The 22757-nt window shown below is 60.0% G+C and carries 21 protein-coding genes and 2 tRNA genes; 2 read left to right on the forward strand and 21 right to left on the reverse strand.

Going from position 1 to position 22757, the window contains the following annotated elements; translation table 11 throughout:
• Positions 1-96 precede the first annotated feature (96 nt).
• Positions 97-510, reverse strand: a complete 414-nt coding sequence (locus tag AC3B5Q_RS22240) for a VOC family protein (RefSeq protein ID WP_010955354.1) — start codon at positions 508-510, stop codon at positions 97-99.
• A gap of 60 nt (positions 511-570) precedes the next feature.
• Between AC3B5Q_RS22240 and AC3B5Q_RS22245 the strand changes: the two genes are divergently transcribed.
• Positions 571-873, forward strand: coding sequence for a heme-binding protein (locus tag AC3B5Q_RS22245; RefSeq protein WP_021784323.1), 303 nt, complete (start codon positions 571-573; stop codon positions 871-873).
• Between the two features lie 75 nt (positions 874-948).
• On the opposite strand, the gene AC3B5Q_RS22250 is transcribed toward AC3B5Q_RS22245, so the two are convergent.
• The 16 genes from AC3B5Q_RS22250 to rlmE all read right to left on the reverse strand — a co-directional run bounded on the left by AC3B5Q_RS22250 (position 949) and on the right by rlmE (position 16913).
• Positions 949-1299, reverse strand: a complete 351-nt coding sequence (locus AC3B5Q_RS22250; RefSeq protein ID WP_021784324.1) for a BON domain-containing protein — start codon at positions 1297-1299, stop codon at positions 949-951.
• A gap of 260 nt (positions 1300-1559) precedes the next feature.
• Complete coding sequence (gene pnp, locus AC3B5Q_RS22255; RefSeq protein ID WP_004575780.1) at positions 1560-3665, reverse strand: polyribonucleotide nucleotidyltransferase; 2106 nt, start codon at positions 3663-3665, stop codon at positions 1560-1562.
• Between the two features lie 250 nt (positions 3666-3915).
• Positions 3916-4185: a 30S ribosomal protein S15 gene (gene rpsO, locus AC3B5Q_RS22260; RefSeq protein ID WP_003249971.1), complete on the reverse strand. Its 270-nt coding sequence runs from the start codon at positions 4183-4185 to the stop codon at positions 3916-3918.
• 147 nt (positions 4186-4332) lie between these two features.
• Entirely contained in the window at positions 4333-5250 is a 918-nt protein-coding gene (truB, locus tag AC3B5Q_RS22265; protein ID WP_021784325.1) for a tRNA pseudouridine(55) synthase TruB, read from the reverse strand.
• A 3-nt stretch (positions 5251-5253) separates the two neighbouring features.
• A complete protein-coding gene (gene rbfA, locus AC3B5Q_RS22270; protein ID WP_003249967.1) occupies positions 5254-5652 on the reverse strand; it encodes a 30S ribosome-binding factor RbfA in 399 nt (132 codons plus the stop codon).
• 116 nt (positions 5653-5768) lie between these two features.
• Complete coding sequence (gene infB / locus AC3B5Q_RS22275; protein ID WP_021784326.1) at positions 5769-8297, reverse strand: translation initiation factor IF-2; 2529 nt, start codon at positions 8295-8297, stop codon at positions 5769-5771.
• A 27-nt stretch (positions 8298-8324) separates the two neighbouring features.
• Positions 8325-9806 (reverse strand): transcription termination factor NusA, encoded by a 1482-nt coding sequence (nusA, locus tag AC3B5Q_RS22280; RefSeq protein ID WP_003249963.1) that lies wholly within the window; start codon positions 9804-9806, stop codon positions 8325-8327.
• 59 nt (positions 9807-9865) lie between these two features.
• On the reverse strand, positions 9866-10324 hold the full coding sequence (gene rimP, locus AC3B5Q_RS22285; RefSeq protein ID WP_003249960.1) for a ribosome maturation factor RimP: 459 nt from the start codon (positions 10322-10324) through the stop codon (positions 9866-9868).
• A 129-nt stretch (positions 10325-10453) separates the two neighbouring features.
• Positions 10454-10530: transfer RNA gene (locus tag AC3B5Q_RS22290), tRNA-Met, on the reverse strand.
• 100 nt (positions 10531-10630) lie between these two features.
• A tRNA-Leu gene (locus tag AC3B5Q_RS22295) sits at positions 10631-10716 on the reverse strand.
• 21 nt (positions 10717-10737) lie between these two features.
• Complete coding sequence (gene secG / locus AC3B5Q_RS22300; protein ID WP_103463067.1) at positions 10738-11136, reverse strand: preprotein translocase subunit SecG; 399 nt, start codon at positions 11134-11136, stop codon at positions 10738-10740.
• Between the two features lie 4 nt (positions 11137-11140).
• Entirely contained in the window at positions 11141-11896 is a 756-nt protein-coding gene (gene tpiA, locus AC3B5Q_RS22305) for a triose-phosphate isomerase (protein ID WP_021784327.1), read from the reverse strand.
• A gap of 65 nt (positions 11897-11961) precedes the next feature.
• A complete protein-coding gene (gene glmM, locus AC3B5Q_RS22310; RefSeq protein ID WP_021784328.1) occupies positions 11962-13302 on the reverse strand; it encodes a phosphoglucosamine mutase in 1341 nt (446 codons plus the stop codon).
• Positions 13303-13318: 16 nt separating this feature from the next.
• Positions 13319-14170, reverse strand: coding sequence for a dihydropteroate synthase (gene folP / locus AC3B5Q_RS22315; protein WP_021784329.1), 852 nt, complete (start codon positions 14168-14170; stop codon positions 13319-13321).
• An 8-nt stretch (positions 14171-14178) separates the two neighbouring features.
• A complete protein-coding gene (gene ftsH, locus AC3B5Q_RS22320; RefSeq protein ID WP_021784330.1) occupies positions 14179-16083 on the reverse strand; it encodes an ATP-dependent zinc metalloprotease FtsH in 1905 nt (634 codons plus the stop codon).
• Between the two features lie 206 nt (positions 16084-16289).
• Entirely contained in the window at positions 16290-16913 is a 624-nt protein-coding gene (gene rlmE, locus AC3B5Q_RS22325) for a 23S rRNA (uridine(2552)-2'-O)-methyltransferase RlmE (RefSeq protein ID WP_021784331.1), read from the reverse strand.
• 102 nt (positions 16914-17015) lie between these two features.
• Here rlmE and yhbY point away from each other — a divergent pair, with 102 nt between their 5' ends.
• The gene (gene yhbY / locus AC3B5Q_RS22330; RefSeq protein WP_003249945.1) at positions 17016-17324 is read left to right on the forward strand and encodes a ribosome assembly RNA-binding protein YhbY; all 309 of its coding nucleotides are present in this window, start codon (positions 17016-17018) and stop codon (positions 17322-17324) included.
• A 12-nt stretch (positions 17325-17336) separates the two neighbouring features.
• On the opposite strand, the gene AC3B5Q_RS22335 is transcribed toward yhbY, so the two are convergent.
• The 4 genes from AC3B5Q_RS22335 to carA form a co-directional block, all read right to left on the reverse strand.
• Positions 17337-17786, reverse strand: a complete 450-nt coding sequence (locus tag AC3B5Q_RS22335) for a hypothetical protein (RefSeq protein ID WP_028697604.1) — start codon at positions 17784-17786, stop codon at positions 17337-17339.
• Positions 17764-18246 (reverse strand): transcription elongation factor GreA, encoded by a 483-nt coding sequence (greA, locus tag AC3B5Q_RS22340; protein ID WP_013974292.1) that lies wholly within the window; start codon positions 18244-18246, stop codon positions 17764-17766. Before greA ends, AC3B5Q_RS22335 begins: the two co-directional genes overlap by 23 nt.
• A complete protein-coding gene (gene carB, locus AC3B5Q_RS22345; RefSeq protein ID WP_028697606.1) occupies positions 18243-21464 on the reverse strand; it encodes a carbamoyl-phosphate synthase large subunit in 3222 nt (1073 codons plus the stop codon). The genes greA and carB overlap by 4 nt, the downstream gene beginning before the upstream one ends.
• Positions 21465-21569: 105 nt before the next feature.
• Complete coding sequence (gene carA, locus AC3B5Q_RS22350) at positions 21570-22706, reverse strand: glutamine-hydrolyzing carbamoyl-phosphate synthase small subunit (RefSeq protein ID WP_003249935.1); 1137 nt, start codon at positions 22704-22706, stop codon at positions 21570-21572.
• Positions 22707-22757: the final 51 nt, after the last annotated feature.

Here is a 22757-nt window from a genome sequence, read left to right on the forward strand (position 1 = left end):
CGCGGGCACGCCCGCTCCCACAGAGATGGCGCACAACCTCGGACCTGCGCAATACCTGTGGGAGCGGGCGTGCCCGCGAAGAGGCCAGTACGGGCTTCAAACCAACCGCTGCCCCGACACCGCCGGGTGATACAGCGGTTGAACCTTGTTCCCAGCCGGGTCCAGCAGGTGGAAGCTACGCGCGCCGTCACCATGATTGAACGGCCGGTCGAGCAAGGTCACACCATGAGCCTTGAAGTACTGGTACCAGGCTTCCAGCTCCTCCACGCTGTCGACGATGAATCCGTAGTGATCCAGGGTCTGTAACCCGTTGGCCGCCCCTGCCCCACGCCCAAGCGACAGGTTGTCGTTACCGCAGGTGAGATACACCAGGTCCTCATTGGCGCGATTCAGCACTTCCATGCCCAGCACATCGACGTAGAAGCGTTCACATTCCTCCAGGTTGGGCACCAGCAGGGCGATGTGGCGCAGGCCATTCAGGCGGCCAGGGCGTGCAGGCAATTCGGACATTGGCGAAGCTCCATTTTTGTATACAATTCATTATTGAATTTAAAACAAAAGGAGCCATTTGTGTATAGCCTGTTCATCAAGACCCGAGTGAAGCCTGGATGCGCCGACGCTTTTCTGAGTGCAATCAAGGTCAATGCTGCAGCTTCCGTGGCGAGTGAGCCAGGCTGCCTGGTGTTCGATGTGTCACAGGACCGAGTCGATCCGGAGGTGATCTACCTGTACGAAATCTACCGCGATGATGCTGCGTATGAAGCACATACCCAGACCGCGCATTTTCGCGACAGCCGCCCATTGGTAGAGCCTCTGATCCTTGAGCAGGAATGCTTCGAAAGCGATGTCATCACACGCAACCCGGCGTATTGAGCGCAAGACAAAGCCCTGGCACGGGCCAGGGCTTTGATGAAAGTGGCCAAATCCATTTGGCCGACGGGACATTCCTTATTCGGCTTTCAGGCCGTCAGACATTACGCTCTTGACGCCTTTGATGTTCTTGGTGATGCGTACCGCTTCTTCTTTCTGCGATTCGGTAACCTTCACATCAGAAGACAGGGACACAACACCTTGGCTGGTCTCGACTTTGATGTCGCTGCCTGGGATGCCTTTTTCAGTCAGCAGGTCAGCTTTCACCTTGGTAGTGATCCAAGTGTCGGAGCCTTCTTGCTTGGCGTTGTCGACGGTGTTGGCCGCCAACATGACTGGAGCCTGGGTTGGCTCAGCGGCAAATGCACCGTTAGCCATGGTCAGGGTCAGAGCGGTAGCAGTAGCGGCAGCAATGGCGAACTTCTTCATGTGGGTCACTCCTGTTTTTCGAAAGGTCTGCGCCGTATGTCCTGGCGGCAGGTATGAAGGTAGTTGCACGGGCTGTGCCAGCTTTGCCGCTTCTATTATTCTCTTTTAAATCAATAAGTTAGCAAACAGCCATCACTTCGATGGTCGTGCATTTTGCAATCAGCGCGGTAAACCTGCATGCAAGATGCAAGTCCGCAAAAGGTTCCCGTCGCCCATGAAAAAAGGGCCCCGAGGGGCCCTTTCTCTGTAGCGTGTGTCGCTTAGACGCCCGAGGCCTTGGCCGCAGCAACGTCTTTGATCGACAGCTTGATACGGCCGCGGTTGTCCACGTCCAGTACCAACACTTCGACTTCCTGGCCTTCTTTCAGGATGTCGGTGACTTTCTCGACGCGAGCATCGCTCAGCATGGAGATGTGCACCAGGCCGTCCTTGCCAGGCAGGATGTTGACGAAGGCGCCGAAGTCGACAATGCGCTCAACCTTGCCGACGTAGATCTTGCCGATCTCGGCCTCAGCGGTGATGCCCAGGATGCGCTGCTTGGCAGCATCTGCCGCTTCCTTGGTTTCGCCGAAGATCTTGATGGAGCCGTCGTCTTCGATGTCGATCGAAGCCTTGGTCTCTTCGCAGATGGCGCGAATGGTGGCGCCGCCTTTACCGATGACGTCGCGGATCTTGTCGGTGTCGATCTTCATCGCGATCATGGTCGGGGCGTTGGCCGACAGTTCGGTACGCGACTGGCCAATGACCTGGTTCATCTGGCCGAGGATGTTCAGGCGCGCTTCCAGGGCCTGGCCCAGGGCGATTTCCATGATCTCTTCGGTGATGCCGTTGATCTTGATGTCCATCTGCAGCGCAGTGACGCCTTTGGCGGTACCGGCTACCTTGAAGTCCATGTCGCCCAGGTGGTCTTCGTCACCCAGGATGTCGGTCAGGACCGCGAACTTGTCGCCTTCCTTGACCAGGCCCATGGCGATACCGGCAACCGGCGCCTTCATCGGCACACCGGCGTCCATCAGGGCCAGGGAAGCACCGCAGACCGAAGCCATGGAGCTGGAGCCGTTGGATTCGGTGATTTCCGAAACCACACGGATGGTGTACGGGAACACGTCAGCAGCAGGCAGCATGGCCTGAACCGAACGGCGGGCCAGACGGCCGTGGCCGATTTCGCGACGGCCAGCACCGCCCATGCGGCCACACTCACCTACCGAGAACGGTGGGAAGTTGTAGTGCAGCATGAAGGGGTCTTTCTTCTCGCCTTCGAGGGTGTCCAGCAGCTGGGCATCACGGGCAGTACCCAGGGTCGCAACGACCAGGGCCTGGGTTTCGCCACGGGTGAACAGTGCAGAACCGTGAGTTTTCGGCAGCACACCTACTTCGATGTTCAGCGGGCGTACAGTCTTGGTGTCGCGGCCGTCGATACGTGGCTTGCCGTTGACGATGTTTTCGCGAACGGTGCGGTATTCGATTTCGCCGAAGATGTCTTTGACTTCGGAAGCCGAAGGCTGGCCTTCTTCACCGGAGAACTTGGCAACCGCCTGGTCGCGCAGCTCACCCAGACGCGCATAGCGGTCGGCTTTGACGGTGATGGTGTAGCCCTGCGAAACCGCTTCGCCGAACTCGGCGCGGATAGCATTGAACAGCTCGGTGTTGGCAACGGCAGGTTTCCAGTCCCAAGTCGGCTTGCCAGCTTCGGCAGCCAGCTCTTTGACAGCCTGGATAACAGCCTGGAACTCGTCGTGGGCGAACAGTACGGCACCCAGCATCTGGTCTTCGGTCAGCTCTTGAGCTTCCGACTCAACCATCAGTACAGCATCGGAGGTACCGGCAACGACCATGTCCAGGCTCGAGGCAGCCAGTTGCTCGTAGGTCGGGTTCAGCAGGTAGCCAGTGCTTTCGTGGAAGGCAACGCGGGCAGCGCCGATCGGGCCTTCGAACGGAATACCGGAAATGGCCAGGGCAGCCGAGGTACCGATCATCGCAGCGATGTCCGGATCGGTCTTCTTGCTGGTGGAAACCACGGTGCAGACGACCTGCACTTCGTTCATGAAGCCTTCCGGGAACAGCGGACGGATCGGACGGTCGATCAGGCGCGAGGTCAGCGTCTCTTTCTCGGAAGGACGGCCTTCACGCTTGAAGAAGCCACCTGGGATCTTGCCAGCGGCGTAGGTCTTTTCCTGGTAGTGAACCGACAGCGGGAAGAAACCCTTGCCTGGATCAGCCTGTTTGGCGCCTACCACAGTCACCAGCACGGTGACGTCGTTGTCGACGGTAACCAGCACGGCGCCGGTTGCCTGACGGGCAATACGGCCCGTTTCGAGAGTGACGGTCGATTGACCGAACTGGAAAGTCTTGATTACCGGGTTCACGGTTTCCTACCTTTTTCAGTGGCTCTTGGGGGAACTGGTTTCTTGCGAATTCTTGGGCAGAACGGGGAATCGGCCCCATTGACCGTCCAGATACAACACGAGGCTGGGAGCCTGGCACCAAGCGGAAAAACCGCTCAGCATTGCCAGGCTGCCAACCTCGGAGATACGCGTGGCATGTCCAACGGCAGCGCTGCAAAACAGCCCTGCCGAAGCCTGCGACACCCCACGCACACCACTGACCAGGCCGCTATTAGCGACGCAGGCCCAGGCGACCGATCAGGGCGCTGTAACGAGTGGTGTCTTTGCCCTTCAGGTAATCCAGCAGCTTACGACGCTGGTTGACCATACGGATCAGACCACGACGGGAGTGGTGGTCTTTATCGTTGGCCTTGAAGTGGCCTTGCAGCTTGTTGATGTTGGCGGTCAGCAGAGCAACCTGCACTTCCGGGCTACCGGTATCGCCGGCGGCTTGCTGATATTCGGCAACGATCTGAGCTTTTTCTTCAACGCTGAGGGCCATTTGGCTTCTCCTGATAACGGATCCCGCATGCGGGGTCCAATAGGCCAGGGACAAATCCCTGTATTAATAAAAAAGGTGTGACCGTGCCTACTGACAGCCACCCTTGATGCCGTGGGGCTCGGCAACTGCCTGGCCCCGCGGTTTCGGTCATTCCGACCGAATCAGCCGACGCGGCGCAATGCGCCCGTCTTCGCTCACTTCACCGATACCGATGAAGCGCGCATTGTGATCCTGTACCCGGACCATGCCAAATTGTGGCGCGTCCGGCGCGCGTACAGCCTGCCCATGCAGCCAGTAGAACGCACTGTGTTCCGACAGGCTGACCAACGGCCAGTCCTGCAGCCCGCTGTCCGATGGCATCAGGAAGCGATCGAGCGCTTCGTTGCCACCTTCGGAATGGGCCTGTTCGAGTTCCTCGAGGGTGACCGTCTGTGCCAGCGCAAAGGGCCCAGCCTGGGTCCTGCGCAGCTCGGCGACATAGGCGCCGCAACCAAGGGCTTCACCGATATCCTCCACCAGCGTGCGGATATAGGTGCCTTTGCTGCATCCTACGCTCAGCCGTGCACGGGTGCCTTCGCACTCGAGCAACTCCAAGCGGTTAATAGTAACAGAACGCGCCTCGCGCTCCACTACCTCTCCTGCACGTGCCAGTTTGTACAACGGCTGGCCGTCACGCTTGAGCGCCGAGTACATAGGCGGTATCTGGCTGATCGGGCCGCGAAAACGTGGCAGCAGCGCCTCGATGTCGGCGCGACCAACGGTCACGTCGCGGGTCTGCAGCACCTCACCCTCGGCATCGCCGGTGTTGGTAGTCTGCCCCATCTGCATGACGGTTTCGTAGCCCTTGTCGGAATCGAGCAAGTACTGCGAAAACTTGGTCGCTTCACCGAAGCACAGCGGCAACACGCCGGTTGCCAGCGGGTCGAGGCTACCGGTGTGGCCGGCCTTTTCCGCGTTGAGCAGCCAACGCACCTTCTGCAAGGCGGCATTGGAAGTGAAGCCCAGCGGCTTGTCGAGCAGGATGATGCCGCTGACATTGCGGCGGATACGTTTGACCTGGGCCACCGCTTACTCCTTGGTGTCCGACTCGTCGGCATCCTTGTGCAGGCGGTCTTCGGCCACTGCACGCTCGATCAGCGCCGACAGGTGCACACCTCGGCTGACACTTTCATCGAAATGGAAGTGCAGCTGCGGCACGCTGCGCAGTTGCATCGAACGCCCCAGGTGCAGACGCAGGAAGCTGGCGGCGCTATTCAATGCCTTGAGCGATTGCTGCACGGCATCCGGGGTTTCCTCGCCCATGACGGTGATGAACACCTTGGCATGGCCCAGGTCACGGCTCACGTCCACGGCGGTGATAGTCACCAGACCGACACGCGGGTCCTTGACTTCGCGACGGATCAGCTCGGCCAGCTCGCGCTGCATCTGATCGCCAATACGTTGGGTACGGCTATATTCTTTGGCCATTCTTGCTACCTGTAACTTAAAGCGGCAAACGCCCGGACAGACGAATGCCTGACCGGGCGCTACCTGAAGAGGTACCGCAAGCCGCCCTGTAGCAGGCGCTTGCGGCTCGCTCGCCCTTAAAGGGTACGAGCCACCTGGACTTTCTCGAAGACTTCGATCTTGTCGCCGACCTTGACGTCGTTGTAGCTCTTGACGCCAATACCGCACTCCATGCCCGAACGGACTTCGGAGGCATCGTCCTTGAAGCGACGCAGCGATTCCAGCTCGCCTTCGAAGATCACAACGTCATCACGCAGTACGCGAATCGGACGGTTGCGGTACACGGTACCCTCGATGACCATACAGCCAGCGATGGCGCCGAACTTCGGCGAACGGAACACGTCACGTACTTCGGCGACACCCAGGATGTTCTCGCGAACATCGCTGCCGAGCATACCGGTCAGGGCCTTCTTGACGTCTTCGATGATGTCGTAGATCACGTTGTAGTAACGCATATCCAGACCTTCCTGCTCGACGATCTTGCGCGCACCGGCATCGGCACGCACGTTGAAGCCGAACAGTACTGCATTCGAAGCCAGCGCCAGGTTGGCATCGCTCTCGGTGATACCACCGACGCCACCACCAATCACGCGCACTTGCACTTCGTCGTTGCCCAGGCCGCCGAGCGAACCCTGCAGCGCTTCCAGAGAACCACGCACATCGGTCTTGAGAACGATGTTGAGGGTTTTCTTCTCTTCCTGACCCATGGTCTCGAAGATGTTTTCCAGCTTGCCGGCGTGAGCACGGGCCAGCTTGACCTCGCGATACTTGCCTTGACGGAACAGGGCAACTTCACGGGCTTTCTTCTCGTCGGCAACCACGGACAGCTCGTCACCGGCTTCCGGAGTACCGTCCAGGCCGAGGATTTCGACCGGGATCGACGGGCCGGCTTCCTTCACAGGCTTGCCGTTCTCGTCGAGCATGGCGCGTACGCGGCCATAGTTGGAACCGCACAGGACCATGTCGCCCTGACGCAGGGTACCGTCCTGAACCAGGATGGTCGCCACCGGGCCGCGGCCCTTGTCCAGGCGCGATTCGACGACCACGCCACGACCTGGGGCGGTCGGGGTAGCGGTCAGCTCGAGGATCTCGGCCTGCAGCAGAACGGCTTCGAGCAGTTCGTCGACACCGGTACCCATCTTCGCCGAAACCTTGACGAACGGCGTGTCACCACCCCAGTCCTCGGAGGTAACGCCTTCGACGGACAGCTCGTTACGGATGCGATCGAGGTCAGCACCTGGCTTGTCGATCTTGTTCACCGCAACGACCAGCGGAACACCGGCTGCCTTGGCATGCTGAACGGCTTCGCGGGTTTGTGGCATCACACCGTCGTCCGCCGCCACCACCAGGATGACGATGTCGGTCGCCTTGGCACCACGGGCACGCATCTGGGTAAACGCAGCGTGACCTGGGGTATCGAGGAAGGTGACCATGCCGCGGTCGGTTTCCACGTGGTAGGCACCGATGTGCTGGGTAATACCACCGGCTTCGCCAGCGGCAACCTTGGCACGACGGATGTAGTCGAGCAGCGAGGTCTTACCATGGTCAACGTGACCCATGACGGTAACCACCGGCGCACGCGACTCGGTCTGGCCTTCGAACTTCAGCGATTCGGCCAGGGAGTCTTCCAGGGCGGTATCGCTGACCAGCGTGACCTTGTGGCCCAGCTCTTCTGCGATCAGCTGAGCGGTTTCCTGGTCGAGCACCTGGTTGATGGTGACCGGGGTACCCATCTTGAACATGAACTTGACCACTTCAGCGCCCTTGACGGACATCTGGTTAGCCAGCTCGGAGACCGTGATGGTCTCGCCGATGGTCACGTCACGGATGACGGGGCCGGTCGGGTTCTGGAAGCCGTGCTGATTACGCTTTTTCAGCTTGCTCTTGCCACCGCGGCCACGACGAGCGCCATCGCTCTCTTCGTCGGTAGTGCGCGGAGCCGCACGTGGAGTCGGCGCTTTTTCCTTCTCCTTGACCTTGACCTTGATCGACACACGAGGTGCTTCGCCACGACGACGGTCGTCATCACGGGTACGGCTTTCGTTGCGACGGGTCTCGTCTTTCTTGCGCTCTGCAGCACGGGCTGCGGCGTCTTCAGAGGCCGGGGCGTCTGCGACTACCGGGGCCGGAGCAGCGGCAGGCGCCGGCTCTGGCTTGGCGGCAGGTGCAGGAGCGGCGGCTGCGGAGCCCGCCGCCTGACGGCGAGCCTGCTCTTCGTTGCGCTGGCGAACTTCGGCCTCGACCTTGTCGCGAGCGGCATTTTCAGCCGCGCGGCGCTCATCTTGCTCACGCTTCTGCTCAGCCTGGATTTCTTCAGGGCTGCGCTGAACGAAAACTTTCTTCTTGCGTACTTCTACGCTGATGCTTTTGCTACCGGCGACACGCAGGGTGCTGGTGGTTTTGCGCTGCAAGGTAATCTTGCGCGGCTCTTCCGCCTTGCTCTTGTGGCTGCTTTTCAAATGAGTCAGCAGGGTCTGCTTCTCATTGTCGGTCACTACCTGACCGGCGTCGGTGTGCGGCAGACCTGCCTCACGCATCTGCTGCAGCAGGCGCTCTACCGGTGCCTCGACCTCTTGGGCCAGTTCTTTCACCGTGACTTGCGTCATGCACTTCTCTCCTCAGGCCGCGCCTAATTACTCGAACCAGTGGGCTCGGGCGGCCATGATCAACTTGCCGGCACGCTCTTCGTCGATGCCGTCGATGTCGAGCAGATCGTCGATCGACTGCTCGGCCAGGTCTTCGCGGTTAACCACGCCGCGCACCGCCAGTTCAGCCGCCAGGTCTTTGTCCATGCCCTCAAGGGAGAGCAGGTCTTCGGCCGGGTGGGCGTCTGCCAGTTTTTCTTCGGTAGCGATGGCCTTGGTCAACAAACGGTCCTTGGCTCGAGCGCGGAGCTCATTGACGATATCTTCGTCAAAGCCATCGATGTTGAGCATTTCTTCCAACGGTACGTAGGCAATTTCTTCAAGGCTGGTGAAGCCTTCGTCGACCAGCACTTGGGCCAGCTCCTCGTCGACTTCCAGTTCCTCGATGAAATTGCGCAGGATGTCACCGGTTTCGGCCTGTTGCTTGGCCTGGATGTCCTTTTCGGTCATCACGTTCAGGGTCCAGCCGGTCAACTGACTGGCCAGGCGAACGTTCTGACCGCCACGGCCAATGGCCTGGGCCAGGTTGTCCTCGGCGACGGCGATGTCCATGGCATGGGCATCTTCATCAACGATGATCGCCGCGACTTCAGCCGGCGACATGGCGTTGATGACGAACTGCGCCGGGTTATCGTCCCAAAGGACGATATCCACACGCTCACCACCCAACTCCCCGGATACGGCCTGGACGCGCGAACCACGCATGCCGATGCAGGCACCTTGCGGATCGATACGCTTGTCCTTGGAGCGGACGGCAATCTTGGCTCGCGAACCCGGATCACGGGAAGCAGCCATGACTTCAATGAGGCCCTCGGCAATTTCCGGCACTTCAATGCGGAAAAGCTCGATCAGCATCTGCGGCGCAGTGCGCGACAGGATCAGCTGTGGGCCACGGTTTTCAGTGCGAATTTCCTTGAGCAGCGCACGCAGGCGCACGCCAACACGGAAGGTTTCGCGCGGAATGATGTCTTCGCGGGCCAGCAAGGCCTCTGCGTTGTTGCCCAGGTCAACGATGACGTTGTCGCGGGTAACCTTTTTTACGGTACCGGAGATGATCTCGCCAACGCGCTCACGGTAGGCATCGACCACCTGGGCACGCTCGGCCTCACGGACCTTCTGCACGATGACCTGCTTGGCGGTCTGGGCGGCAATACGACCGAACTCGATGGACTCGATCTTCTCTTCGATCACGTCACCGACCTTGGCTTCAGGGTGGGTGTCCTTGATCTTGTCCAGCCAGGTCTCGATCGCCGGATCATCAAGATCGGCTTCGTCGACCACGGTCCAGCGACGGAAAGTCTCGTAGCTACCCGTGTGGCGGTTGATTTCCACACGTAGGTCGACTTCGTCTTCAAAACGTTTTTTGGTTGCAGTGGCCAGGGCCACTTCCAGCGCTTCGAAAATGACGCCGGGCGGTACACCTTTTTCGTTGGATACCGATTCAACAACCAGCAGTACTTCTTTGCTCATCGTACGCCTCGCCTTGCGCAAGCCATTGGGCCCGGATAGTCCGCCGGGCCCGGCACGTCTCAGTCAAAACTGGGAATAATATTGGCCTTGTCGATCGAGTCGATCGGTAACAGGAACTCCTGGTTGTCCACCTGGACCACCACATCCTGCTCCTCCACACCGCGGAGAAGGCCCTGGAAGTTACGACGACCCTCGAAGGGTGAGCGCAGCTTGATCTTCACTTGTTCGCCGGCATGCGAGGCAAACTGTTCCAGCGTGAACAGTGGGCGATCCATGCCTGGAGAAGACACCTCGAGGGTGTACTCACTGCTGATTGGATCTTCCACATCGAGGATTGCGCTGGCCTGACGGCTGACTGCTTCGCAGTCGTCCACCAGAATACCGCCTTCCTTGTCGATGTAGATGCGCAGTACCGAATGCTTACCCTGGGAAACGTATTCGATCCCCCAGCACTGATAGCCCAGACCCTCGACAACCGGGGCCAACAAGGCCTGCAACTGTTCTAGCTTGCTCGACACCTGAACCCCCTCGTGCATGCTGTGCAAATAAAAAATGGGCGAAGCGCCCATCCCTGAAAGCGCCGTAGGACAACGACGCCGAAACTGTTCGGTTAGCAAAAAGCCCCTGAAAAGGGGCTCCGCTGAAGCTGGTTGCGGGGGCTGGATTTGAACCAACGACCTTCGGGTTATGAGCCCGACGAGCTACCAAGCTGCTCCACCCCGCGACAAAGCTGGGGCAAAAGTATAAGACCGAACCCTGTTGAGGGTCAAATCCAAACATTCACCTACAAGAAAGCCCGCTAAAGCGGGCTCTCAAGCTTTAATTGGTACCGAGAAGGGGACTCGAACCCCTACACCCTATGGGCACAACCACCTCAAGGTTGCGTGTCTACCAATTCCACCACCTCGGCAATACTACTACTTGAAACCCGTTACTTCTGCTCTTGAGCCGGAGGAGGTACATCACCCGTATTATTGGTGGTTTCACTCTTCTGCTGTTGGAGCACCGGTACATCATCATTAACTGCCGGTTTCTGCGGCTCTTTCACTTCTAGCACTGCTGGATCTGGAAGACCTGCTTGGCTAAGCTGGTGAGCTTGTTGCTTCGCGAAGTATCCTAACCCAAGTGCTGTCAAAAAGAAAGTGGCAGCGAGTACAGCAGTTAATTTACTTAGGAACGTTGCAGAGCCTTGGCTCCCGAACACGGTGTTTGAGGCACCCGCGCCGAAAGATGCACCTGCTTCAGCACCTTTACCCTGTTGCAACAGAACCAGCACTACAAGCGACAGCGCTGCCAACAGATGAAAAACAACGATGACTGTTTCCAGCATTTGTTCAGTTTCCTGCGGCGCGACAAATTGCACCGAATTCGTCTGCGTTCAGGGAAGCCCCACCAATGAGCCCCCCATCGATATCCGGCATGCCGAACAGTTCGGCCGCATTGGCCGCCTTCACGCTGCCGCCGTATAGCAACTGCACCTTCGCAGCCACTTCAGCATCTTCTGCCGCCAACTGGCTGCGGATGGCTGCGTGCACATCCTGAGCCTGCTGCGGCGTGGCCGTAAGGCCTGTACCGATGGCCCATACAGGCTCATAGGCAATTACTGCATCGGCAAAAGCCTTAACACCGAATGCTTCGATGATACTGCTTAGTTGACGCCCGACAACTTCGAGCGTCTTGCCAGCTTCGCGCTCTTCAAGGGTTTCCCCTATGCAAAGCACTGGTTTCAAGCCTTTGGCCTGGGCCGCTGCAAACTTGCGATTGAGCACTTCGTCGGTTTCACCAATGATCTGGCGACGTTCCGAATGACCAATCAACACCAACTTGCAACCTGCTTCAACCAGCTGCTCGGGAGCAACTTCCCCGGTCAGCGCACCCTGTTCGGGTTGTACAGCAGAATTCTGTGCGCCGACAGTAATTTCTTTACCTGCCAGCCCATCGATCACTTGATTGATGAACAAGGACGGTGGAAATACGGCGACTTCCACTCCGCTCGGCAAGGCGAGATTGCTCAAGCCTTTGGTCAGCTCAGCGACGCTAGCGCGGGTACCGTGCATCTTCCAGTTACCAGCTACCATAGGGCGACGCATGCTTTACCTCGTCGGTCAAAGTGGGCGCAGATCTTACCCAACCAGATCTGCGCTGGCAAGCGCCTTCAGACACAAACTTCGCTGACCAGTTTGGCCAGCGCTTCAGCATGGGCCCGCACCTGGCTTTCGTCTTCGCCCTCAACCATGACCCGCACCAACGGCTCGGTACCGGACTTGCGCAACAGCACACGACCACGCCCAGCCAGCGCCTCGGTAACCTTGGCACTGGCTTCCTTGACGGCGGGATGCTCCAGCGGGTCGACCTTGCTGGCGCCAAAGCGCACATTGATCAGCACCTGCGGACACTTGCGCAGTGCCTGACGGGCCTGAGCCAGGGTTTCGCCACGGCGCTTGAGCGCCATCAGCACCTGCAGCGCGGCAATGATCGCGTCGCCGGTTGTGGTGTGGTTGCAGCACACGACGTGACCGGAGTTTTCACCGCCGACCAGCCATTGACGCTCCAACAGCTCGGCCATGACGTAACGGTCGCCGACCTTGGCCCGCACAAACGGGATGTCCAGGTCCTTGAGCGCCAGCTCCAGGCCCAGGTTACTCATCAGCGTGCCGACCACCCCGCCTTGCAGCTTGCCATGCTCCTGCAGGTCGCGAGCAATGATGAACAGCAGTTCGTCACCGTCGACGATGGCACCCGTGTGGTCGACCATCAGCACGCGATCGCCGTCACCGTCAAAGGCAATGCCGAGATCGGCATGCCCGACCAGTACAGCGGCCTGCAGCGATTCGATGTGTGTCGAGCCGCAACCTTCGTTGATGTTCAGGCCGTCCGGTTGCGCATGCAGCACGGTCACGTCGGCCCCCAGCTCACGGAATACGCTGGGCGCAACCTTGTAGGTAGCACCATGGGCGCAGTCGACCACCAGCTTGAGGCCATCGAAGCTGGTGCTGCTCGGCACGCTGCTCTTGCAGAATTCGATGTAGCGGCCGGCGGCATCGTTGATACGCGAAACCTTGCCCAGCTTGCCCGACTCGACAACGGTCATCGGTTGGTCGAGCAGCTCCTCGATCATCAGCTCGACCTCGTCCGGCAGCTTGGTGCCCTGGCCCGAGAAGAACTTGATGCCGTTGTCATCGTGTGGGTTGTGCGAGGCACTGATGACGATGCCGGCTTCTGCGTGGAAGGTGCGCGTGAGGTAAGCGATGGCCGGTGTCGGCATCGGCCCGAGCAGCAGCACATCGGCACCTGCTGCGGACAAGCCGGCTTCGAGTGCGGACTCGAACATGTAGCCGGAGATACGCGTGTCCTTGCCCACCAGCACGCGGCAATGGCCTTGCTTGCGGAAGGCCATGCCGGCCGCCCAGCCGAGCTTCAGCATGAATTCAGGCGTGATCGGGTATTCCCCGACGCGGCCACGAATGCCGTCGGTACCAAAGTATTTTCTGCTCATAGGGACTCCAATATTCTTATTCGGCGTTTTGCACTGCAGCGATCATGCGCACCACATCGACGGTTTCAGCCACGTCATGTACACGAAGGATGCTCGCCCCCTTGGTCATGGCCAACGCCGCCAGCGCAAGGCTGCCGTACAAGCGCTCGCCGACCGGACGTTCCAGCGTCAGGCCGATCATGCTCTTTCGTGAAACGCCCACCAGCAGTGGGCGCCCAAGGCGATAGAGCGCTTCCATGTGCTTGAACAGGCTCAGATTGTGCGCCAGTGTCTTGGCGAAACCGAAGCCCGGGTCAAGGATGATTCTGTCCGCGTCGATGCCCGCTGCTGCGCAGGCGGCCATCCGCTGTTCAAGATAACGCGTGACGTCAGCGGTCACGTCCTGGTAATGCGGATCATCCTGCATGTTACCTGGCTCGCCACGCATGTGCATGAGGCACACCGGCAGACCGGTGTCCGCTGCAGCGTCCAGGGCGCCATCGCGCTCCAGGGCCCGTACGTCGTTGATCAGCCCGGCACCAAGGCGTGCAGCTTCGCGCATGACGGCAGGTGTGGAGGTATCGACCGAAATGACCACATCGAGGCGACTGTTGATGGCCTCGACCATTGGCGCCACACGCTCCAGCTCCTCGGTGACCGACACTGCACGCGCACCCGGGCGCGTGGACTCGCCACCGATGTCGATCAGCGTTGCACCGGCGGCAAGCATGGCCTCGGCATGGCGCAGGGCCTCGTCGCGCTGACTGAAGCGACCACCGTCGGAGAAGGAATCGGGGGTGATATTGAGAATACCCATGACATGGGTATGCGACAAATCAAGAACCCGGTTGCCGCAAGGCAACCGGGTCGGGTACTGCACTGAGCTCATAGATGCCCTTAGTGTTCTGCCGCTGGGCCGCCGATTGGCGATTCCGGACGATCATCCTGGGCAGCAGGCGTGCCCGAGTGCTTGTCGTCGTCCCAATCACGCGGTTCACGTGGTGTGCGCCCAGCCATGATGTCGTCAATCTGATCGGCATCGATGGTTTCATACTTCATCAGCGCTTCGGTCATTGCCTCGAGCTTGTCGCGGTTGTCGATCAGCAACTGCTTGGCAGTGGCATAGCACTGATCGATGATGCTGCGCACCTCGGAGTCGATCAGTTTGGCAGTCTCGCCGGACACGCTGGCGTGCTGGCTGCCAGCACTACGGCCGAGGAACACCTCGCCCTCTTCCTCTGCATACATCAGCGGGCCGAGCTTCTCGGACAGGCCCCATTTGGTCACCATGTTACGAGCGAGCTGGCTGGCACGCATGATGTCGTTGGACGCGCCTGTGGTAACGCCATCGAAGCCCAAGGTCATCTCCTCAGCGATACGGCCGCCATACAGCGAGCAGATCTGGCTGATCAGCGCACGCTTGGACAGGCTGTAGCGGTCTTCTTCCGGGAGGAACATGGTCACACCCAAGGCACGACCACGCGGGATGATCGAAACCTTGTAGACCGGGTCGTGCTCAGGCACCAGGCGACCGACAATGGCGTGGCCGGCCTCGTGATAGGCGGTGTTTCTCTTTTCCTTTTCGGACATGACCATGGTCTTGCGCTCGGCGCCCATCATGATCTTGTCCTTGGCCAGCTCGAACTCCTTCATTTCGACCAGGCGCTTGTTGGAACGCGCGGCAAACAGCGAAGCCTCGTTGACCAGGTTGGCCAGGTCGGCGCCGGAGAAGCCTGGGGTACCACGTGCGATGACCGCCGGGTTGACGTTCTCGCCGATCGGCACCTTGCGCATGTGCACCTTGAGGATCTGCTCGCGGCCACGGATGTCCGGCAGGCCAACCACCACCTGGCGGTCGAAGCGGCCCGGGCGCAGCAGCGCCGGGTCGAGCACATCCGGACGGTTGGTAGCGGCGATGACGATGATGCCATCGTTCATCTCGAAGCCGTCCATCTCCACCAGCAACTGGTTGAGGGTTTGTTCACGCTCGTCGTGACCGCCGCCCATGCCGGCACCACGATGGCGACCAACGGCGTCGATTTCGTCGATGAAGATGATGCACGGGGCATGCTTCTTGGCCTGCTCGAACATGTCGCGCACACGGCTGGCACCGACACCCACGAACATTTCCACGAAGTCCGAACCGGAAATGGTGAAGAACGGCACTTTCGCTTCGCCCGCAATGGCCTTGGCCAGCAGGGTCTTACCGGTACCGGGCGGGCCAACCATCAGCACACCGCGCGGGATACGGCCACCCAGACGCTGGAATTTGCCCGGATCGCGCAGGAACTCGACCAGCTCGCCAACCTCTTCCTTGGCCTCGTCGCAGCCGGCAACGTCAGCCAGGGTGGTCTTGACCTGGTCTTCGGACAGCAGGCGAGCCTTGCTCTTGCCGAAGCTCATCGGCCCGCCCTTGCCGCCCGCACCACCTTGCATCTGGCGCATGAAGAACATGAATACGGCAATGATCACCAGGATCGGGAAGCTCGCCACCAGCAACTGCGTCCAGATGCTCTGTTGCTCAGGCTGCTTGCCTTCGACGACCACGTGGTTGTCGACCAGATCGCCGATCAGGCCATTGTCGGTGATGGCCGGGCGCACAGTCTTGAAGTTGTCGCCATCGGTGCGCTTGCCAGTGATGATGTAGCCATCGACGGTCACACGCTCGACCTTGCCATCCTTGACCTGCTGGATGAAGTCGGAGTAGTTGAGGGTCTGCGGCTCGTTAGGGCTGGAGAAGTTGTTCATCACTGTCACCAGGACAGCTGCGATGATCAACCACAGGATCAGATTCTTTGCCATGTCGTTCAATTAGCTACCCTCTGAGGCCGGCGCACGACGCAGCCGTGCCTCGCATGATATTCATCGCCCTAACTTACTACATTACCTACGCAGCCGCAGGCACCGTCTGTAACCCTTTGTGAAAGCTAGACTACACGAAGTTCGGACGATCCTGACGCAGCGGCCGATTGGAATTAACTATCGACCACCCCGCTTCACACCTTTCATTACCCTTTGAAGCCCCTGCCCAACAGGTATTGCTCCCGGGAACGGTCCCGCGACGACGACGGCTTGCGCATTTGCACCTTGTCGAACTTGCTGCGCACGTCCTTCAGGTACACGTCAAAACCTTCGCCCTGGAAAATCTTGATCAGGAAGTCGCCCCCGGGCTTGAGTACACGGGTCGCCAGATCGAGGGCCAACTCGCAGAGGAACATGGCACGCGGAATGTCTACCGCGGGCGTACCACTCATATTGGGGGCCATGTCAGAAATCACAAGGTCTACATGCGAATCGCCGACCGCTTCGAGAATGCGCTGCAGCACTTCGTCCTGGGTGAAGTCCCCCTGAATGAAGGTCACGTCGGCGATCGCGTCCATTTCCAGAATGTCCGAAGCGATCAGCCGACCTTGGCCACCAATCAGACGACTGGTCACCTGGGACCAGCCACCAGGGGCCGCGCCGAGATCGATCACGCTCATGCCTGGGCGGATAAGGCGGTCCTTCTCCTGGATCTCCAGCAGTTTGTAGCTCGCACGCGAGCGATACCCATCCTTCTGCGCCTGCTTCACAAAAGGGTCGTTGAAATGCTCTCGCAGCCAGTTTGCGCTGCTTTTGGAACGTTGTACCACGGGGCACCTCGATGATATGCGTCGTGATTGACTGGGCGGAGCCGGTGGCCCTCGGGTAAAATGCCGGTCAATTTTACAGAATCAGACGGAAAGGGTCAGATTATGCCGCTCAATAACGAGCAGAAGAAGCAATACAAGTCCATTGGTCATGACCTGAAGCCGGTCCTGATCGTTGCTGGCAACGGTTTGAATGAAGGCGTCATCGCCGAACTGGAGCGCGCGCTGGTCGACCATGAGCTGATCAAGGTCGAGATTCGCTCGGAAGACCGCGAGGAACGCGCCGAAACCATCGCCGAGCTGTGCAAGGCCGGCCGCGCCGAGCTGGTGCAGACCATCGGCAAGAAAGCCCTGATCTACCGCAAGAACCCACAGCCGAACAAGCAGCTGTCCAACATCCACCGTTACAAGTAACGGTAGCTCCGATCAGTGGCGCGGTGAACGCGCCCTGACCGGTACCGGCTGGGCCACCAGCACGATGCCGGAAAAACCCAGCACCAGGAAGCAGAACATCTGCCAGCGCTCACCCACGGAAATACCGTAGCGCAAGGTGTAATACCCCACGCAAGCACCGAAGCCGAGCAACAGCATCTGGCCACGGAACTGCCGCCACCAGGCCGCCAGGCCGTCCACCCTCGCCAGCACCGCCAGCTGAGTCAACAAGCCAAGCATCGCCACGCCGATCAACCAGCGGTCGATCTGCCCGGCAACATCCTGCACCAGCAGCGGCGCCAGGCCACTGACCTTGAGCGCAGGCACCAGCCCCACATGGAACACCCACAGGCCACCGACCCAGAAAACCTGGGCCAGCTGCCAGAGGATCCCCTCAAGGGATGGCGCCCGCAGGCGCCGGTCAGATGTGCTTGACTTCGACAATCTCGTACTCGACCGTGCCGCTAGGCGTCTTGACGACGACAGTATCACCTTCTTCCTTGCCGATGATGGCACGGGCAATGGGTGCGCCGCTCGACAGCTTGCCCTGCTTCACGTCGGCTTCATCCTCGCCAACGATCTGGTAGGACACCTCTTCATCGGTTTCGGTGTTGGCCAGTACCACGGTGGTACCGAAAATCACCTTGCCGGTGTGAGGGATAGTGGTCACATCGATGACCACCGAGTTCTGCAGACGGCCTTCGATATCGCGGATACGCGCTTCGACCATGCCCTGCTCCTCACGGGCTGCATGATATTCAGCGTTTTCCTTGAGGTCACCCAGCTCACGCGCCTCACCAATGGCCTGACTCAGGCGCGGGCGCTCGGTCTTGCTCAGAAACAGGTGTTCCTCTTCCAGGGCGCGAGCGCCCTGGACGGTCATCGGGTATTTGGTAATGCTCATGCTTTCAGTCCTGCATGCAGATCTTGCAAGCGACGAACGGTCTTTTCCGGACCGAATTTCAGCGCTTCGCAGATGGCTTCACCAGCCGCAATGGTAGTGGTGCAGTAGATCTTGTGCTGCAACGCATTGCGACGAATCGAGTAGGAGTCGGCGATCGACTGGCGACCTTCGGTGGTATTGATGATCAGCGACACTTCGTCGTTCTTGATCATGTCGACCACGTGTGGGCGACCTTCGGTCACTTTGTTCACACGGCGCACTTTCAGGCCAGCCGCCTCGATAACCTTGGCGGTACCGGCAGTGGCAACCACTTCGAAGCCCAGGGCGATCAGGTCGCGGGCAACGCCAGCCACTTGTGGCTTGTCGTCGTCACGCACGCTGATGAACGCAGTACCACCGGTCGGCAGCACTTCGCTTGCACCCATCTGGGCCTTGGCGAAGGCTTCACCGAAGCTGTCACCGACACCCATCACTTCACCGGTCGATTTCATCTCAGGGCCGAGGATCGGGTCAACCCCTGGGAACTTGGCGAACGGGAAGACGGCTTCCTTGACGCTGTAGAAGTTCGGGATGATTTCCTGGGTGAAGCCCAGCTCTTTCAAGGTTTTACCCGCCATGACACGGGCTGCGATCATCGCCAGGGACGTGCCGATGCACTTGGACACGAACGGTACGGTACGCGAGGCACGCGGGTTGACTTCGATCACGTAGATCTTGTCACCCTGCAGGGCCAGCTGCACGTTCATCAGGCCGACCACGCCCAGCTCCAGGGCCATTTTCTTGACCTGAACGCGGACTTCGTCCTGCACTTCCTTGCTCAGCGAGTAAGGTGGCAGCGAGCACGCCGAGTCACCGGAGTGAACACCGGCCTGTTCGATGTGCTGCATGATTGCGCCGATGACCACGTCGGTGCCGTCGCACACCGCATCCACGTCCATCTCGATGGCGCAGTTGAGGAAGTGGTCGAGCAGTACCGGGCTGTCGTTCGACACTTGTACTGCTTCACGCAGGTAGCGCTTGAGCTCGTCCAGTTCGTAGACGATCTCCATGGCACGGCCGCCCAGTACGTAGGACGGACGCACGACCAGCGGATAGCCGATGCTGCCCGCAGCACGGATAGCTTCTTCTTCGCTGCGCACGGTAGCGTTTGGCGGCTGCAGCAGGCTCAGGCGCTGAACCATCTGCTGGAAGCGCTCACGGTCTTCGGCGCGGTCGATGGCGTCAGGGCTGGTACCGATGATCGGCACGCCAGCTTCTTCCAGAGCGCGGGCCAGCTTCAGCGGGGTCTGGCCGCCGTAGTGAACGATCACGCCCTTCGGCTTCTCGACGCGGCAGACTTCCAGCACGTCTTCCAGGGTCAGCGGCTCGAAGTACAGGCGGTCGGAAGTGTCGTAGTCGGTGGAGACGGTTTCCGGGTTGCAGTTGACCATGATGGTCTCGTAACCGTCTTCACGCAGCGCCAGGGCTGCGTGTACGCAGCAGTAGTCGAACTCGATACCCTGGCCGATACGGTTAGGGCCGCCACCCAGGATCATGATCTTGTCGCGGGTCGACGGGTTGGCCTCGCACTCTTCCTCATAGGTGGAGTACAGGTAGGCGGTGTCGGTGGCGAACTCGGCGGCGCAGGTGTCGACGCGCTTGTACACCGGGAACACTTCCAGCTTGTGGCGGTGGCGGCGCAGGTTCTTGTCGGTGATACCCAGCAGTACTGCCAGACGCTGGTCCGAGAAGCCCTTGCGCTTGAGGCGCAGCATGTAGTCCTTGTCGATCGACGACAAAGCCAGGGTCTTGACCTTCTCTTCTTCCTTGATCAGGTCTTCCATCTGCACCAGGAACCACATGTCGATGCCGGTCAGATTGAAGATTTCTTCGCAGGTCATGCCCGAACGCATGGCGTCAGCCACGTACCAGATACGCTCGGCACCCGGCACGGTTAGTTCGCGCTTGAGGATGCTGGCGGCTTCCGGGCTGGCCAGGTCGACTTTCGGGTCGAGGCCGCAGGCGCCGACTTCCAGACCGCGCAGGGCTTTCTGCAGGGATTCCTGGAAAGTACGGCCGATGGCCATGACTTCACCCACGGATTTCATCTGGGTGGTCAGGCGAGCGTCGGCTTTCGGGAATTTCTCGAAGGCAAAACGTGGCAGCTTGGTGACGACATAGTCGATCGACGGCTCGAAGGACGCCGGGGTGCGACCGCCAGTGATATCGTTCTGCAGCTCGTCGAGGGTGTAACCAATGGCCAGCTTGGCGGCGATCTTGGCGATCGGGAAGCCGGTGGCCTTGGAGGCCAGGGCGGACGAACGCGATACGCGCGGGTTCATCTCGATGACGACCATGCGGCCGGTGTTCGGGCAAATGCCGAACTGGACGTTGGAACCGCCGGTTTCCACACCGATTTCACGCAGCACCGCCAGCGAGGCGTTGCGCATGATCTGGTATTCCTTGTCGGTCAGGGTCTGTGCCGGGGCAACAGTGATCGAGTCACCGGTGTGCACACCCATCGGGTCGAAGTTCTCGATCGAGCAGACGATGATGCAGTTGTCCTTTTTGTCGCGGACCACTTCCATCTCGTACTCTTTCCAGCCGATCAGCGACTCGTCGATCAGCAGCTCTTTGGTCGGCGACAGGTCCAGACCGCGGGTGCAGATTTCTTCGAACTCTTCACGGTTGTACGCGATACCGCCGCCGGTGCCGCCCATGGTGAACGACGGGCGAATGATGCATGGGAAGCCAAGCTTCTCGAGGACCGCATTGGCCTCTTCCATGCTGTGGGCGATACCGGAGCGCGGGCATTCCAGGCCGATGTCCTTCATCGCCTTGTCGAAGCGCGAGCGGTCTTCAGCCTTGTCGATGGTGTCGGCGTTGGCACCGATCATCTCTACGCCGAACTTCTCCAGAACGCCGTGGCGCTCCAGGTCCAGGGCGCAGTTCAGTGCGGTCTGGCCACCCATGGTCGGCAAAACGGCGTCCGGGCGCTCTTTTTCGATGATCTTGGCCACCGACTGCCACTTGATCGGCTCGATGTAGGTGGCGTCGGCCATGGCCGGGTCGGTCATGATGGTGGCTGGGTTGGAGTTCACCAGGATGACGCGGAAACCTTCCTCGCGCAGGGCTTTACAGGCCTGGGCGCCGGAGTAGTCGAATTCGCAGGCCTGGCCGATCACGATCGGGCCAGCGCCGAGAATCAGGATGCTTTTGATGTCTGTACGTTTTGGCATGGTGGTCACTCAAATCCGGGGTCAGTCGGCAAGCCGCTTTGAACAATCTGGGTCAGGCGCTTCCGGGCGCGGCAGATGCCGGCCCGGGGCCTTGAAGCAGGATGCTCAGCGGCGCTTGGCCATGGCATCGGTGAAACGATCGAACAGAGGCGCGACGTCGGTCGGGCCTGGGCTCGCTTCAGGGTGGCCCTGGAAGCTGAACGCGCTCTTGTCGGTACGCTCGATACCCTGCAGGGTGCCGTCGAACAGCGACTTGTGAATGGCGCGAACGTTACCCGGCAGGGTCGCTTCGTCAACGGCAAAACCGTGGTTCTGGCTGGTGATCATGACCACGCCGGTATCCAGGTCCTGGACCGGGTGGTTGGCACCGTGGTGGCCGTGGCCCATTTTCACGGTCTTGGCACCGGAGGCCAGGGCCAGCAGCTGGTGGCCGAGGCAGATGCCGAATACCGGAATCTCGGTTTCGAGGATTTCCTTGATCGCCTGGATCGCGTAGTCGCACGGCTCGGGGTCACCAGGGCCGTTGGACAGGAACACGCCGTCCGGGTTGAGTGCCAGCACTTCGCTGGCCGGGGTCTGGGCTGGCACCACGGTCACGCGGCAGCCACGGGCTACCAGCATGCGCAGGATATTCAGCTTGACGCCGTAGTCGAAGGCAACCACGTGGTACGGCAGGTCGGCAGCGTCGATGGTCGGGTGGCTGTCGGTTTTCAGCTCCCACACACTGGAGCGCCACTCGTAACGCTCCTTGGTGGAGACGACCTTGGCCAGGTCCATGCCCTTCAGGCCCGGGAAGCCGCGGGCAGCGGCGATGGCAGCTTCTTCGCTGATGTTGTCACCCGCCAGAATGCAGCCGTTCTGGGCGCCCTTTTCACGCAGGATACGGGTCAGGCGACGGGTGTCGATGCCGGCGATGGCGACGACGTTGTTGGCCTTGAGGTACTCAGGCAGCGACTGGGTGTTACGCCAGTTGCTGGCCAGCAGCGGCAGGTCACGGATGACCAGGCCTGCGGACCAGACGCGGTTCGACTCGGCGTCTTCCGGGGTAGTGCCGGTGTTGCCGATGTGCGGGTAGGTCAGGGTAACGATTTGCTGCGCGTAGGAAGGGTCTGTAAGGATTTCCTGGTAGCCGGTCATAGCGGTGTTGAATACCACCTCACCAACGGTCTGACCGTCGGCACCGATGGCTTCACCGCGGAAAATACTGCCGTCGGCAAGGGCGAGTATGGCTGGCTTTGTCAAGAAGACCTCCCGTAAATCAAGCATGAAAGGGCGATCGCAGGTTGCAAAAAA

The sequence above is a fragment of the Pseudomonas sp. D5(2026) genome (assembly GCF_057766845.1).

Bases quoted from the DNA above. Each gene is read 5' to 3' on its own strand.
- yhbY (WP_003249945.1), top strand. From the start codon at position 17,016: ATGCCGCTCAATAACGAGCAGAAGAAGCAATACAAGTCCATTGGTCAT.
- tpiA (WP_021784327.1), bottom strand. From the start codon at position 11,896: ATGCGTCGCCCTATGGTAGCTGGTAACTGGAAGATGCACGGTACCCGC.
- carB (WP_028697606.1), bottom strand. From the start codon at position 21,464: ATGCCAAAACGTACAGACATCAAAAGCATCCTGATTCTCGGCGCTGGC.
- ftsH (WP_021784330.1), bottom strand. From the start codon at position 16,083: ATGGCAAAGAATCTGATCCTGTGGTTGATCATCGCAGCTGTCCTGGTG.
- glmM (WP_021784328.1), bottom strand. From the start codon at position 13,302: ATGAGCAGAAAATACTTTGGTACCGACGGCATTCGTGGCCGCGTCGGG.
- folP (WP_021784329.1), bottom strand. From the start codon at position 14,170: ATGAGCTCAGTGCAGTACCCGACCCGGTTGCCTTGCGGCAACCGGGTT.
- greA (WP_013974292.1), bottom strand. From the start codon at position 18,246: ATGAGCATTACCAAATACCCGATGACCGTCCAGGGCGCTCGCGCCCTG.
- AC3B5Q_RS22240 (WP_010955354.1), bottom strand. From the start codon at position 510: ATGTCCGAATTGCCTGCACGCCCTGGCCGCCTGAATGGCCTGCGCCAC.
- rpsO (WP_003249971.1), bottom strand. From the start codon at position 4,185: ATGGCCCTCAGCGTTGAAGAAAAAGCTCAGATCGTTGCCGAATATCAG.
- secG (WP_103463067.1), bottom strand. From the start codon at position 11,136: ATGCTGGAAACAGTCATCGTTGTTTTTCATCTGTTGGCAGCGCTGTCG.
- infB (WP_021784326.1), bottom strand. From the start codon at position 8,297: ATGACGCAAGTCACGGTGAAAGAACTGGCCCAAGAGGTCGAGGCACCG.
- AC3B5Q_RS22250 (WP_021784324.1), bottom strand. From the start codon at position 1,299: ATGAAGAAGTTCGCCATTGCTGCCGCTACTGCTACCGCTCTGACCCTG.
- rbfA (WP_003249967.1), bottom strand. From the start codon at position 5,652: ATGGCCAAAGAATATAGCCGTACCCAACGTATTGGCGATCAGATGCAG.
- nusA (WP_003249963.1), bottom strand. From the start codon at position 9,806: ATGAGCAAAGAAGTACTGCTGGTTGTTGAATCGGTATCCAACGAAAAA.